Origin of the sequence: Nostoc sp. NMS8 (genome assembly GCF_017115045.1) — a bacterium.
GTDB lineage: Bacteria > Cyanobacteriota > Cyanobacteriia > Cyanobacteriales > Nostocaceae > Nostoc.
On record NZ_JABXKK010000096.1, the window covers coordinates 61,752 to 76,340 of the forward strand.

A 14,589-nucleotide genomic window follows, 5' to 3' on the forward strand; every position below is an offset into this window, starting at 1 on the left:
CATTTAAAAGCATTAAGCCCCAATTAATCCGGCAACTCGATAGATTTACAGTATTTTGTAAAATTATCTTTGCATACAGATGTGTAAAATGCAAGACTCTTGTACCTCACCAAGGCAAATGTGTAATATTTCATACGTAATTGCGGTAGTACATTTTCAGGGTTTGTAGTCAGCACTTTAGTGCTTAGAAAAGTCTTCTTAAACTTGACAAAAGCTGATTTCTAGAGGTGAATTATAAACTCAGCTGATAAAAGTAGAGCCAAGGATCAACCGAAATCAGCTAGATAGCTAACCCTGGTAGAGGATTTGGTCATGGTTCATCAGATATATACAGCTGATGTCTTAGTTGTTGGTGGAGGAACTGGAGGGACTGCGGCTGCTATCCAAGCGGCGCGACGGGGAGCCAAAACCATTTTAGTGAGTGAATTTCCTTGGTTAGGGGGAATGCTTACGTCGGCTGGAGTATCTGCACCCGATGGCAATGAATTAGAAGCCTTTCAAACGGGGTTATGGGGTGCGTTTTTGCAGGAATTGCGACAACGACAGCCAGGAGGATTAGATAACAGCTGGGTAAGCTTTTTTAGTTACGATCCCCGGATTGGGGCAGAGATTTTTGCTGATTGGGTGCAGGAATTGCCCAATTTGCACTGGATTTCGGGACAAGTACCTTTAGAAGTCTTCCGACAAGGTGATTCGATTACTGGTGTGCGCTTTGCTGATTTTGCTGTCACAGCCAAGGTTATTCTCGATGGCACAGAGTTAGGAGATTTATTGGCTTTAGCTGACATACCTTACCGTTGGGGTTGGGAATTGCAATCGCAGTGGGGAGAACCCAGCGCCCCAGTGACTTTTAACTCTTTAACCCAAAGATATCCTGTGCAAGCGCCCACTTATGTAGTCATTATGCAGGACTTTGGTGAAGCCGTTGCACCAGAAATTCCGGCTGCTCCTAACTATAATCCATCGCAGTTTACAGGTGCTTGGAATAGCTATGGAGCAGAGACATTTTTAAATTATGGACGTTTGCCTGGTGGCCTATTTATGATGAATTGGCCAATCTGTGGCAATGACTACGGCGAAGGAGTAGGGAGGTTGATAGAGTCAGATGTATCCAGAGGTGAATTCATCCAAGAATCTTGCTGGCACAGCCAAAATTTTGCCCATTTTATCCAAAAACAGCTTGGTAGTCGCTATGGTTTAGCAGAAAAAGTATTTCCTCACACTCCTACAGCTTTTGCACTGCATCCTTATTACCGGGAAAGCCGCCGCTTAGTGGGGCTAACTACTATCCGCGAACAGGATATTTTGCCGATCGCAAAAGGTAGAGTTGCATCTATATTTAATGATGCGTTCGCCCTACAGCCCTTCTCTACGAGACGCTCCGCGAACGGGCATCCTACGGCAGGCGTTTGCGAAGCAATCGCAGTTGGTAATTACGCCAATGACCATCATTATCCTGGTGTTCAATTCCCACTGCAACCTAAATCGATCCGTTGGGGGGGGCGTTGGACTGGAACTCCTTTTACAATTCCCTACAGTTGTTTAATTCCAGCTACAACAGATGGTTTCTTAGTCTGTGAGAAGAATATTTCTGTCTCTCACATTGCTAATGGTGCTACTAGATTACAACCTGTGGTTATGGGCATTGGTCAAGCAGCAGGGATGGCGGCGGCGATATGTGTTGAATTAAACTGCCAGCCGAGGGATTTACCTATTAAAAAGCTGCAAACGGCTTTATTAGAAGATAATCGCTCAAAAGCGCTAATTATTCCTTTGTTTAATCTTCCACCCAATCATTCGGATTGGCGGCACTGGCAACTGTATTACTTAGATAACCCACAAGCCTATCCAGTTAGTGGCGATTGCCCTGAATCTGCTTTTGGCAAGTCATTAATTCAGGAAAGTAACTGTTTCAAAGGGATTTTTTACCGCTTGGAACAGCAAGAATACAGATTCACTGTCACAGCACCAGCCACATATCAAGGGCAAAGCTGGCAGATCGTGACTTTGCGATCGCACATTGACGAGCAATTACGCGCTTATCCCGACGAACAATCAGTTACATTGTGGGGTCGTTACAATCACTCTGGCAATTGGTTATTAGTCGAACATTTAAATGGAGGGTAAGAAGAGTTTATTTTCAGTAAAACAGAATACTTTTTGATGAATTGTCCGGATATTAATCAAAAAGCTAAGTATCAGTGAAGTGGAGAGTTCCAAAATAGACATTTGCTATGCGTGCTGCCATTTCACTTTTAATATCGAGTCTGGTGTTCGGCCCCTTAGCTTTTAACCGCCAAGCAATGGTCAATCACTTATCAACAGGGCTGTCTTCCACGCCTGCTTCGGAACACTGGCTGGTAGCATCTGAACAAAGTACAGATGATGTGCCACGTCATCGCGGTAGTGGGCGTAGGGAAGTGACACAAAAACTCAGAAATATCTATGCTGTGGTTTGACTAATGTAGGTAATGCCTCTTTTCCCAAAGGAACAGAATTACCAGAAAACAGGACGTTATGCTAACATCTTTCACACAGCTTTTCTGGCAAAAATATATACAGTTGACACACGGAAATCTTCAGCGATCGCTTAGTATTTCAACTGCAAGCTTTATATAGTTGGCATCAATCCTGCCGATCAAAACGCAAATCAAATTCAGTGCCTTGATCAACAGCATTACCAACTCCTCAAAAGCTACACAACTGTTGCTCATATTTCTGGGAAGCTTTGCGTCTTAATCCTCAACGGTAGAAATAGATGTTACTAGGACTTACGCACTGTAAAAAAAACTATCTTGTGTATTAACGTAAATACGTTGTTTAAGGCTTTTGGCGGTCACTTTTGATTGCTGGCGATCGCCAAAATATGACTGAAAAACCTACCTAGAAGCCTTGAAAACTATACCTCTTATTTTGGCTTTTCTGTCAATGCGTAAGTCCTAGTTACTTAGGCTATCAGTTAATCTAAAGCACATCCAATTCAGACATTTTGCTTGTTGAGGAAACAGCCTTAAGGCAACTTCACTTTATTCCCTAATAGATTTTCTTCTCATACATTGAGTAGCCAATTATCTACATCAGCTAGAAATTGATCTTTGCTCCGACGCTTGTTTAGCGTCCTTTCCCGAAGCATAAAATCTCTTTCGTTTCATCTCTTGCTTGTCTATCGGATAGATTTGTAGATGTAGTATAGGTTTATTGCACTTGCTAACAAATCTTACTATTCTTGACTTATTCTTGCTCCCTGCTTCGTTCTCCTCGCAGATGGCTCGCGATGAAATAAATATTTAAGAAGTATTTGCCAGATTATCTTAGTCATTGTTATTATTCTACACCCAAGACCAGATGCAAAATTTTGCATCTGGTTTTTTTTGATGAATTTTACTTAAAGAAAACGTACTGGGGACTGGGGAAGAAGCAAGGGGGTACGGAGCAGGGAGCAGGGGGAAAATTCCTCTCCTCTGCACCCTTCCCCCTGCCCCTCTGCCTCTTTTCAATGCTCAATGCACTTTTAAACTTTTGTTTTCTTACGGTTATTTTCTCTTCCCTGAATGCCGTTGAGGAACATTGGCACAAACTTCTCGATAAACGTTTGTGGATCGCGCTGCCAAGCTCTTTGTGCAGCCTGAATCCTAGTAAATTGCAACTCAGGCGCTAGCAATGTTTGGGGTAAGCGTTCCATCAGGTATTGGGGACGTTGCCAAAAGGGCATGGTATTTGCCACTTCCACCAGGTTGGCAACTCGCCGTAGTTCTGCACCCAAGGTGATATCCATTCCTGATTCAAACGCCGCTTGTTCAATCGCGGTATATTTTTTCTTGGCTTGTTCTACCTTTTGCTGATGTTCTGGACTCTTACGCGCAAGTTCTCCTAACCAACGATTACCCCACCGGACGTGTCCCACTTCCTCTGGGAGAATTTTTTCAATGGTTTCCCGGATTTTGATGTTTTCTGCGGTTTGTGCCCCTTGCTTGAGTGCATAAATGTGAGCAGAAAAATACTCACAACCCCGTTTTTCGGTGACGTTAATTGCCGCAAGGGAAGAAATCACAAAATCATCAAGGTTTTCGACTGGATCTTGTTGTTCGCTGTCGAGTAGGCGTTCAAATTCATTGATATAGGAGGAACCGGGTGGTTTGCCAATATCTGTTTCCAGTTCTACCAACAAATCAGTTAGCCACATGGCATGACGAGCTTCATCTGAGATGTGATGAGACAAATCCCGCACTAGTTCTCGTGGCTGTCCATTCAGTTGTTCACTTAGCTCTGTGAGGTCTTTGCAACTGCGTTGTTCGCTGTAGCGGTAGCGATTGAGGGTAATAAGATGGATTTCGCGATCGCATACCACCCGTTTTAATACATCTCTAGCACTCAAAACATTCTGAAATCTACGTGGATAAGCAACTGTCATAGATTTTGTAAACTTGTGTAAATCTTTGTAAATCTTTATTTCATAGTAACTTAGTTTTTGCAACTGCTGTTTTTGTGCCGCTTCACGAAAAAGAGTAGAAGTTACAAAAATTAATCACTTGAGTTGAATATATTGTGAGCAGAAGCAAATATTAACTTTTGTAAAAAGTAGCTTATGTTACAGAATTTTTGTTATATTAGTCTAGTGGGAAAAAAATTATATATTCACCAAATAGAGAGGGCTATGGTTATGTCTATCGCAGATAAATCTCGTGCATTAATGGCGCGTGAACATCAACAAGTCAAGAATCGCCAACAATCAATACTGATGCGGGCTGCTCAAGAACTTGGTCTTCCTGAAGAAGCATCTCACAACTGGAACCCTATTCAAGGGAAGGTAGATGCTAACGCTCGGATGATTTATGGGCCTAGTCATGCTTCCATGAGTTAAGTTTTAAGGTTGATTTTTTGAGTGAATGTCTCAACTGACAGCTCTGGAAAAAAAAGCCACCCTCTACTCTAGGGTGGCAAAACTTATCAACTTAGTTAGATACGGTACTTAATTAAGCATCGTAGTAGAGGTAAAACTCGTAGGGATGAGGACGTAGCTGCAACTGCTTGACTTCGTTGCCCAGCTTGTAATCAATCCAATTTCCGATAAAGTCTTCTGTGAAGACGCCTGATTCTGTCAAGAAGGCGTGATCTTTTTCCAGTGCTTGCAACGCCAATTCTAAAGAACCTGGTGTTGAAGGAACCTTCGCTAGTTCTTCTGGAGAGAGTTCATAGATATTCTTATCTAAGGGTTCGCCAGGATGGATTTTGTTCTTGATGCCATCGATACCAGCACAAAGCATTGCAGCAAATGCCAAGTAGGGGTTAGATGTAGCATCTGGACAACGGAATTCTAAGCGCTTGGCTTTGGGGTTAGTACCAGATAGGGGAATACGAATAGAAGCAGAACGGTTACCTTGGGAGTAAGCCAAGTTAACGGGTGCTTCATAACCAGGCACTAGGCGCTTGTATGAGTTGGTACTAGGGTTGGTAATGGCCAACAGGGCTGGTGCGTGTTTGAGCAGACCACCAATGTAATACAATGCTGTTTCACTCAAACCAGCATACTTATCACCTGCAAATAGAGGTTGTCCGTCTCTCCAGATGGACTGGTGACAGTGCATTCCCGAACCGTTATCGCCAAAAATCGGTTTTGGCATGAAGGTGACGGTTTTGCCGTGTTTCTTGGCAACGTTCTTGATGACATATTTGTAAATCATCAACCAGTCAGCCGCTTCGATCAACTTGCCAAACTTGAAACCTAGTTCGCACTGACCACCAGTAGCAACTTCGTGGTGATGCTTTTCAATAGGCACACCTAATTCTGCCATCGTCAACAGCATCTCTGTACGGATATCTTGGAAAGAATCCGTCGGTGCGACTGGGAAGTAACCTTCTTTGAAGCGTGGTTTGTAACCTAAGTTTGGTTTGTCAGCTGTACCCGCTTTACCGGAATTCCAAGCACCTTCTTCGGAGTCTAAGAAGTAGTAGCCTTCGTTAGCGGTTTGGGCAAACCTAGCACTATCAAAGATAAAGAACTCAGCTTCAGGGCCAAAGAAGACTGTATCACCAATACCAGTGGAAACCAGGTAATCTACTGCTTTTTGAGCAATAACGCGTGGGCAACGGTTGTACCATTCGCCTGTACGGGGTTCCTTAATACTACAAATTATACTTAGTGTTGGCACTTCCATGAATGGGTCGATCCAAGCAGTGTTGGGGTCGAGTACCATCGTCATGTCCGATTCGTTGATCGCTTTCCAACCTCGGATACTAGAACCGTCAAAAGGTACGCCATCAGTGAATGCAGTCTCATCGATTTGGTTTTGGTACAGTGTGAGGTGCTGCCAAGTCCCTACTGTATCGATGAATTTGAGATCAATCAGTTGAATTTTTTCATCTTGAATTCTCTTCAAGAGTTCTTGCGGTGTTGTCATTGTTACTCCTTCTCTACCAGTTTCCTAAAGTAATACCAGAATCTTCCAAAGCATCCTAACCCTGCTGATCTCAATCCAGCCGTGACACACCTGAAATATCTTAAATACTAGACATTAGTGGATTTTGTAGTCTGTGCTACAGATATCTGGATTACAGGTTATATTAACCTTTCCGCGATCATCTGTACAAAACTGGAAAGTTCATCACATAGGGGTCAACTTTGGCATAAAATCCTTAAATAGTGGATAAATTGTTTTTGTGCCAAATCTATTTTAAATAGCACAAAAATTTACTGGTGCCCAAGTGCAGCCAAATAAATATCAAACCATAAATAGCAAGGATTGGGAGAAGAAGGAATGCGCGATGCGGTAACAAGTTTAATTAAGAATTATGACTTAGCAGGTCGGTATTTTGACCGGAATGCGATTGATAGCTTGAAGTCTTACTTTGACAGTGGTACTGCAAGAGTACAAGCAGCGGCAGCAATCAATTCTAATGCGGCTGCACTTGTCAAGCAAGCTGGTTTGAAGTTATATGAAGAACTACCAGAATTAATTCGTCCTGGTGGAAATTCTTATACGACTCGTCGTTATGCCGCTTGTCTGCGAGATTTAGACTACTACTTGCGCTACGCCACCTATGCGCTGGTTGCAGGTAACACAAACGTATTGGATGAGCGTGTGTTGCAAGGGCTGCGGGAAACTTACAATTCTCTAGGAGTACCTATTGGGCCTACGGTTCGCGGTGTCCAAATTCTCAAGGATTTGATTAAGGAACAAGTAGCAGCAGCAGGTGTGCTTAATACTGCTTTTGTAGATGAACCATTCGATCACATCACACGCGAGTTGAGCGAGACAGATATTTAGCATCTAGTCCTGATGACTACAAATCGTAGAACTATACAAACAAAGTTCGCGTAAATAGACTTAATATATATCGCACTTTGGCTTGATTGGCAAGGTGCGTTTATTTTTATTAATGTTTAATTATGATGAGGATGAATAGGCAATATTTTGAATTTGCGATCGCGCCTCTGTAAAATAACTTTGCTAAATTAAAGCTGTGTTTTTGGAGCTATCTTTATTTAGCAGTTCCTAAGCAGGTTTACGAAGGTATATTTTCCGAACGCTTTGGTCAGCTAATTCTTAATAGTAAACGCATTAGCCTATCTTATCTGGACTAGAACCGCTATAAGCCATAATAGAAGTTGCTGATGCTTGAAGCGCTAATTATGGAAGAATTATTAACCCTGAAAAACTTACTTGTTAAGGGCGATGTTCAAGGAGCGTTAACTATAGTTGAAGAATTAACAGAAATGAGTCGAAATGACATCATCAAGACGATTCGTAGCTATGCAGTGATTTTGCTGTTGCATCTGATTAAACAACAAGCTGAAAATCGCACGACTCGCTTTTGGGAAGTCTCAATTCGGAATTCGGTTCGGGAAATTCAACGAGAAAATAAGCGGCGTAAAGCTGGGGACTATTATCTCACGCCAGAAGAATTGTTAGAAACCTTAGCAGAAGCCTATTTAAATGCCATTGATGAGGCTTCCTTAGAAGTAGAAGAAGGTCATTATGAAGCCCAAGAATTAGAAAAGCTGGTTAACCGAGAAGAAATTATCAATCGTGCTTTGGCTTTAATCTTACCAGGAGAATCTAATTAATTGGCTAAACAGCGACTCGACACACTATTAGTAGAGTTAAATTTATGTGCTTCTCGCGCCTTAGCACAGAGGTTAATTCAGGCGGGGGAAGTTACTGTTAATCAGCAGTTAGTTGATAAGCCTGGTACTGAAGTTGATATTGCAGCTCAAATAAATATTAAAGAGCGATCGCCTTTTGTTTCTAGAGGTGGCGAAAAACTCTCCAAAGCTTTGTCAGTATTTGCCATTCCCGTAGTCGAGCGCATTTGTTTAGATGGTGGAATTTCTACTGGTGGTTTTACTGATTGTCTGTTGCAAGCTGGAGCAAAAAAAGTTTACGGTATTGATGTCGGTTACGGACAAGTTGACTGGCGGTTGCGAAATGATCTACGAGTGATTTTGCGGGAACGCACCAATCTACGCCAACTACAACCAGATAATTTATATGGCGAGGATGACGCGATTCCTGATTTGGCGGTAGTTGATGTATCGTTTATTTCTTTAACTAAGATTCTGCCTGCTTTGTGGCAACTCACTCAAGCTAACCGAGAAGCTGTGCTGTTAGTCAAGCCACAGTTTGAAGTTGGCAGATCCCGTGTGGGTAAAAAAGGTGTTGTGCGCGATCCAAACGACCAAGCTGATGCCATTTTCCAGGTGTTGCAAACAGCCTACGAATTAGGATGGAAATACAAAGGCTTAACTTGGTCGCCGATCACTGGCCCTGCTGGGAATATCGAATATCTTTTGTGGTTGGGAATGGAAAGTGAAACACTACCACTTGATCTAGAGGCAATTAAGCAGATAACGCAATCAGCAACAACTGATTTACGGAAGAGTTAAAGAAGAATTCAGAATGCAGAATCAATTAGTGGGAGACTTCAACCCAGATATTCATCTGCACTCGGACTCAAATTCATACTGAATTCTGACTCCTGAATTCTTTCTTGTTAAACGTCGTAGATTAGACATTCTACAGATTCTGGATGGCGATCGCAGTAATTTTCCAAAGAGGTTTTCTTTGATTTTGCTTGCTGTTGATCGGCTTTTTCAGCTTGTAATTCTTCTACAATGTCCCAGGCTACGGCACAACCAGCCGAATTACTGCCATCTAGCTCACAAGTTGTCCGCGCTTCAGTAATGGCTTCAATAATAGCTTCTTCAAGATTTGCTGCTCCAGCAGTTTCAAATGAATTTAGGGTTGTTGTCATGATACTTTCACCTTTAATTTACAGAGATAGATATTGACTGTGAGCTTTTAATGACCCCAGGAAGCTTACTTACCCTCCGAGTGACGCTCCTGCGTCGCTAACGCTAGTCCCTCTTTGTTGGAGCAACAAGACCGGGCTGGCTCACATTTCCAGTTTAGATAGGCTTCCCACAAGAGGTGGTGGTAAACACCGTCATCTTTTTAGCTAATTTGAGTGGGAATTACCCTCTAGTCATCTTTGATTCAAAAAGCTAAGGGAATTCCACTAGTTGTAATCACTAGTAGAGGTGGTCATGTTTTCAATCTTGCATCCCAAATTAGAAATGTCAGTCAATTGTCAGAGGAGCTTGATAGAAGTTGATAAACACTTATAAACGGTAACAATGCAGTAACAATTCTTATTTATTCTCAATATTTTATGCCTAACTCTTGTCGCAGACGATACAGAATTGTATTTTGGTCAACTTGAGAGAGAATTTCTTGAATGACACTGCTAGCGCCCAACTGTCCCCAAGTGCAGCCTTTTTCGAGATAGACTTGGGCGGCTTTGCCAACAGAGTATGCGCCATAACCGGCAATACCAGCTTGAGCGATCGCACTGCCAGCAAAAGCAGTAATATTGCTGGGATTGTCACCACTGGTGATTGCAGCCGTACTTTTACTTAAACCCAAAAGAAAACTACTACCTAATTCCCCCAGTAGTAAACCACCAGAACTAAATAAAATTGTTTTTAAAATTTTCCCGGCTTCATAGCTAGTCATCGGTAAACCATACAATCTAGCTAGAGCGCGAATTAAAGCCAAATCGGCAACAGTTCCGCCCAGGATATCTAAGAAGGCGATGGGATTGAGCATTACTGCCAAAGCTTTGTATTTGGTAAATTGCCAGATGATATCTTCGGCTTCTTTTTCGCGTAAATCGATAGTTTTTTGAGCGATAGCGGCTTCTGCATCTCGTGCTTGGATGAGTGCATTTAACGCCAGAAGCGATCGCCCTTCCCGATTCAAAATATTCAGAATTGTCTCTTTGAGTTCGTCTACTTGCGGTGGTGGTGTCTCCCATTCATAACTGACACGCCCATCAGGCCACTCAACCCGCACTTCCATTGCTGCTGGTTCGGCTGCCACCATGACAATTTCATCAGGTAGTAGAGGCTTTGCTTCAGGATGTCCAGCACCCAGTTGTTGCAAATTTTGGTAAATTGCTCCTTGGTCGGTATCTGGGTAAAGGTCTATTTTGTTAAACACTAAAATCAGGGGTTTTTGCGATCGCCGCAATTCCAGCAATGCTTGATACTCAGTGCGTGTGATATCACCAGACACGACAAACAAAATCAAATCCGCCTGATGCACTACTTCTCGTGCCATATCCGCCCGTGACTCACCTGCAATTTCATCTAATCCTGGGGTATCAATTAACTCTACTAGTACCTTGCCGCCAGGCTGCCAACGCACGGAACGGGGCCATTGAGTGACACCATTCAGGGGCCCAGTTTGCAAAATCTTGTCACCCAGCAAGGCATTTAAAACTGCTGACTTTCCCCGACTCACCAAACCAAAGACAGCAATTCTAATCACGTTAGAATCCAACTTGTTGAGTGTGGCATTCATTGCTTCCAATTCCGGTTTCACCAACCCTAACAATTGTGGGTTAGATGATAACTGTCCTGACTTGCGGAGATATCCATACCAAGAAAGCGCTTGTCTGAGACTGGCGCGGGCACGATTCAAATGAGTTTCTTGCAGATTACGATAAACCGACATAATAGCAGCACTTTCAGCTTTGACTCTCTCAGATGCTCATCTAATGCTCAAAACTCTGTTTTTCAGCATTTGAGTATAAAATATTAGTATATTTTCATACCCCAAATTATGCTCAACAAATGCCGACTTTCTCAACTCTGTTACCAGAATTGAGAAAGTGAACATACCTCTATCTTATATCTCTAAAGTTCTTAGGGACTAGGTGCATTAGTGGTTTAGAACATTTCCAGGATCTCTAACGCTGTATCCAGATGCCATTTAACCCGATAGAGTCCAAATAACTTCTCTTGACTGTATCGTGCGGGGTACTCTAGCTTCCTTCCCTCCATCGTCACCTTAAGCAATGCTGACTGTTCTGGTGTTGGTGTTCCCATAGCTTCTAGTATCGCTTCTAGCGCTTCTACTTGCGAAAGCATAGGAGACTTCAATCCTTTATTTTCTGATACTTGCTTGCAGGCGATAACAGGAAAAGTCAGAAGTGCATTAATGTACGATGCCTTATCAGCAGGGTTCCCTATTGCTTAGATGCCATACTGTATCAAGCATAAATCGCGTAACGCTCTTAAGCTTTTAACTTCTAATTCTGTGCGCGTGAACATAAAATAGTAGTGTCCACTGAAAAGTGGATATTGGTGGTGTACTAGTTTGCAAGACCGCGTATCACCACCAATCATCCATTAAACAATTGTACACTAATGTTTCGACTATTATTTGTATTTCTCAACAATGCCTAATCCCAAAGGTAATCCAGAAAGCCTAGAACCAATTAAATCTCATAGAGAAGAACCATTAACAACTACTATCAGCTTTCGCGCTACTGAAAAGATGAAGGAAGAAGTGAAAGCTAAAGACGACCCGCCAGAATTTTGTAGAGAGGCTATTCAAGAGAAGCTAGATAGAGAGAAGTAGCCTGTTTTGTCAGAAGAGTTTGCAGACTAAAACAGGGGATTGTGTTTATCATCCCAACATTTGCGATCGCTCCAATTTCTGCCAGTATGTTCACATTCAGATGCATTATCTATCCAAGGAATCGATGTAGAGTGATACGAGTTTCCAGTGACAGCGAATAAGCTAGCAGTGAATAAGGGCAATAATAAGGATAAAGTTATCAGTGTACAAATCGGTAGAATTATTAAATATCCAGTGAGCAGGATAATGTTACTATTAGTCCAAAACACTGCACCTATCTTATTATTTTTTGGACGAGTTTTTAAGCTGGTTCTTGAATTCGAGAAAAGCATAATGCAACCCTATTAATACCAGTTTATATAAAAATCTCATTTGATTTGTAAAAGCCAAACAGACTGAGAGCTAACCGGATCGGGTTTTGGATCTGAGTATATTCAGCAAAAAAATAAAATTTTTATACAAGTATGGATTTTTACATAAGAATATTATTGAAGCTGTATACTCTCATGTCAAATGTGCAAGTGGCGACTTCTTGGAACCTTTAATATTTGGACGCTAAAAAATATTTTTCATGAAAATATGTTGAAGCTGTGGCGATCGCTATTACGTAAATCCTGGTAAATTTAACTTACATCCTTCTTGGAACAATGCAGCAAAAATACTGATATGACGCTGAATTATTCTGTAACTAATACCAAAAGTTAGTGTAATGCTGGCAGAATAAAAGTAGCGTTAATTCTTTTTTATGCCTAAAGATGATAAATCTGAAGTTTTACAAAGGCGCATCTGAGATTATCGGTTATGAAGATTTTTTAACTGAACTAAAAACACAAATTTCTAGCGCTTAATTACGTGCTGTAGTTGCAGTCAATAAAGAATTAGTATTACTCTACTGGCAAATTGGGCAAGATATTCTGAATCGCCAACAGCAGCAGGGTTGGGGCGCAAAAGTTATTAATAGTCTGGCGGCTGACTTGCAGAAAGCTTTTCTAGAGATGAAAGGCTTTTCGCTTCGGAACCTCAAGTATATGCGGGCATTTTCCGAAGCTTATCCAGATGAGCAATTAGTGCAACAAGTTGTTGCACTAATTCCCTGGGGTCATAATGTTCGGATTTTGGATACTTTAGACTACAGACAAAAAGAATTGAGTTCTCACCAGAAGAAATAAGAAACGAAGTTGCAAAGATTCGGAGCGAAATAAATACTAATACAACTAAAGATTCTGATTTAATTTAGAGTGTATTCCAATCCAGAGGAAAATATCTTCAATCTGCTGTCAGCGCGAGACTCAGGGATACAGAGAGTATTTGATAACTTCTCTGTATCCCTGCGTCTTCCATAAACACTACTACCAAATTCGATTTCCATTTTCATCAAGTCGTGCCTGCCGAATTACGTCAGAGATTTCTTCAGCATCTTTAACGTGATGGAGTGCCTTCTTTTCGCCGTTGGGTTCATCCACAACAAAGTAAGTCGGGACTGTGATTCTGTCGCCTGTAATGTCTGGAACATCATCGATAGCTTTCTGTTTAGCCTTTTCTTCAATTGATTGAGGCTGATCAGAAATTCTATCTCCTGGATTCGCAGTTAAGTTTCTTTCGTTCACATCTGGCTTTTCACGAGAATCCCGATCTTCGCTTACTGGTTGATTAATTTGGTTTTCTTGATTTTTATCACTCATGGCACTTTCAGCTATTAAAACATGTTGATTTACTAACAACAGCTTAAAAAATCAAAGGCATAAATAGTTCTTTCTCTGGAGAGAGTTTGAAAAGAAATTTTGTGAGTGAACATATCTTAGGTTAGATTTTAGCTCTCAGGTTTAGAAACAACCTCTTACTTCAGAAATAAATAAAAATTAAAGTTGCCTGAACAACTCTAAAAAAAGCAAAACACAAATGTACATTAATCCTGGTGCGATCGCGCCGTAGTATACTTGTAGACCTTTGTTGATAGATTTAATTATGAGAAAAAATTCTTCTACTAGTGGCGAAATTCCAACTAGAATAAAAACGCGCCGGGATTTCTTAACCTACATGCTAGGTACTACAGTTGCATCTGTAGCAATAGGATATCTGTTTCCCAAAGTCAGCCAAAGTCGTGAGCTAGACTTAGAAACCCTTTGCTCACTTTATCCCAAGAATTCGCGCTGTCAAAATTATCTTCCCGGATCGGTAGCATTGGCTCAAGATGGTAACAAAATTGACGCCAACGCATTATTAGCAACTGCAAAGCTAGGAATTCCGATTCTCGTTAAAGGCTTGCCAGATAGCAGCGTTGATTATCTGATTATCCAAGATGGGCCAAAGATTGCTGAGTACGCTATCAATCCAATCTGTACCCATTTAGGATGTACAGTCTCATGGGATCTTGAAAAGAATCACTTTATTTGTCCTTGTCATGGATCTCAATACGATTCTCAGGGTAGAGTTGTTCAGGGCCCAGCTAAACGCTCATTACCACTAATTACTATAGTAGTCAAGCAAAATCAAATTCGTTTAGTAGATCGCAAACCTGGTGTAGATCCTCGTTAACCTAGTCAATATCAAATTAGATTGGACAATGCCACCATACTTTTTAAGCAAGTCATAAATCATAAAAGACTAACAAAAATTACTGCATGATTTGAATTTGTCGGGTAAGCTGACAACAGCAGTTTTAATC

General features: G+C 41.5%; 14 protein-coding genes and 1 pseudogene. 9 read left to right on the forward strand and 6 right to left on the reverse strand.

Features of this window, described 5'->3' with window-relative positions; translation table 11 throughout:
* Positions 1-312: 312 nt before the first annotated feature.
* Both HWQ39_RS22270 and HWQ39_RS22275 read left to right on the forward strand, forming a co-directional pair.
* A complete protein-coding gene (locus HWQ39_RS22270; protein WP_292849659.1) occupies positions 313-2,127 on the forward strand; it encodes an FAD-dependent oxidoreductase in 1,815 nt (604 codons plus the stop codon).
* A 107-nt stretch (positions 2,128-2,234) separates the two neighbouring features.
* Positions 2,235-2,459: a hypothetical protein gene (locus HWQ39_RS22275; protein WP_292849661.1), complete on the forward strand. Its 225-nt coding sequence runs from the start codon at positions 2,235-2,237 to the stop codon at positions 2,457-2,459.
* Positions 2,460-3,511: 1,052 nt separating this feature from the next.
* On the opposite strand, the gene HWQ39_RS22280 is transcribed toward HWQ39_RS22275, so the two are convergent.
* Complete coding sequence (locus tag HWQ39_RS22280; RefSeq protein ID WP_292849663.1) at positions 3,512-4,411, reverse strand: ferritin-like domain-containing protein; 900 nt, start codon at positions 4,409-4,411, stop codon at positions 3,512-3,514.
* Positions 4,412-4,660: 249 nt separating this feature from the next.
* On the opposite strand from HWQ39_RS22280, the gene HWQ39_RS22285 reads away from it, so the two are divergent.
* A complete protein-coding gene (locus HWQ39_RS22285; protein WP_179065504.1) occupies positions 4,661-4,861 on the forward strand; it encodes a hypothetical protein in 201 nt (66 codons plus the stop codon).
* Positions 4,862-4,973: 112 nt separating this feature from the next.
* On the opposite strand, the gene glnA is transcribed toward HWQ39_RS22285, so the two are convergent.
* Positions 4,974-6,398: a type I glutamate--ammonia ligase gene (gene glnA / locus HWQ39_RS22290; RefSeq protein ID WP_292849665.1), complete on the reverse strand. Its 1,425-nt coding sequence runs from the start codon at positions 6,396-6,398 to the stop codon at positions 4,974-4,976.
* 357 nt (positions 6,399-6,755) lie between these two features.
* On the opposite strand from glnA, the gene apcB reads away from it, so the two are divergent.
* The 3 genes from apcB (at position 6,756) to HWQ39_RS22305 (ending at position 8,884) form a co-directional block, all read left to right on the forward strand.
* A complete protein-coding gene (gene apcB, locus HWQ39_RS22295; RefSeq protein ID WP_292849667.1) occupies positions 6,756-7,265 on the forward strand; it encodes an allophycocyanin subunit beta in 510 nt (169 codons plus the stop codon).
* Positions 7,266-7,630: 365 nt separating this feature from the next.
* The gene (locus HWQ39_RS22300) at positions 7,631-8,065 is read left to right on the forward strand and encodes a DUF29 family protein (RefSeq protein ID WP_292849781.1); all 435 of its coding nucleotides are present in this window, start codon (positions 7,631-7,633) and stop codon (positions 8,063-8,065) included.
* A complete protein-coding gene (locus tag HWQ39_RS22305) occupies positions 8,066-8,884 on the forward strand; it encodes a TlyA family RNA methyltransferase (RefSeq protein ID WP_292849669.1) in 819 nt (272 codons plus the stop codon).
* A gap of 107 nt (positions 8,885-8,991) precedes the next feature.
* Here the strand turns inward: HWQ39_RS22305 and HWQ39_RS22310 are convergent, their stop codons facing one another.
* The 3 genes from HWQ39_RS22310 to HWQ39_RS22320 form a co-directional block, all read right to left on the reverse strand.
* Positions 8,992-9,252, reverse strand: coding sequence for a Calvin cycle protein CP12 (locus HWQ39_RS22310; protein WP_292849671.1), 261 nt, complete (start codon positions 9,250-9,252; stop codon positions 8,992-8,994).
* Positions 9,253-9,659: 407 nt separating this feature from the next.
* Positions 9,660-11,015 carry a GTP-binding protein gene (locus HWQ39_RS22315; RefSeq protein ID WP_292849673.1) on the reverse strand — a complete coding sequence of 452 codons (1,356 nt, stop codon included), beginning with the start codon at positions 11,013-11,015 and terminating at the stop codon, positions 9,660-9,662.
* Positions 11,016-11,230: 215 nt separating this feature from the next.
* Entirely contained in the window at positions 11,231-11,431 is a 201-nt protein-coding gene (locus tag HWQ39_RS22320) for a hypothetical protein (protein WP_292849675.1), read from the reverse strand.
* 310 nt (positions 11,432-11,741) lie between these two features.
* Between HWQ39_RS22320 and HWQ39_RS22325 the strand changes: the two genes are divergently transcribed.
* Both HWQ39_RS22325 and HWQ39_RS22330 read left to right on the forward strand, forming a co-directional pair.
* On the forward strand, positions 11,742-11,924 hold the full coding sequence (locus HWQ39_RS22325; protein WP_292849677.1) for a hypothetical protein: 183 nt from the start codon (positions 11,742-11,744) through the stop codon (positions 11,922-11,924).
* Between the two features lie 863 nt (positions 11,925-12,787).
* Positions 12,788-13,093, forward strand: a pseudogene (locus tag HWQ39_RS22330) (DUF1016 N-terminal domain-containing protein); the annotation flags it as partial.
* A 180-nt stretch (positions 13,094-13,273) separates the two neighbouring features.
* Here HWQ39_RS22330 and HWQ39_RS22335 read toward each other — a convergent pair.
* Complete coding sequence (locus HWQ39_RS22335) at positions 13,274-13,606, reverse strand: hypothetical protein (protein WP_292849679.1); 333 nt, start codon at positions 13,604-13,606, stop codon at positions 13,274-13,276.
* A gap of 283 nt (positions 13,607-13,889) precedes the next feature.
* Between HWQ39_RS22335 and HWQ39_RS22340 the strand changes: the two genes are divergently transcribed.
* A complete protein-coding gene (locus HWQ39_RS22340) occupies positions 13,890-14,459 on the forward strand; it encodes a Rieske 2Fe-2S domain-containing protein (RefSeq protein ID WP_292849681.1) in 570 nt (189 codons plus the stop codon).
* The last annotated feature ends 130 nt before the right edge of the window (positions 14,460-14,589 follow it).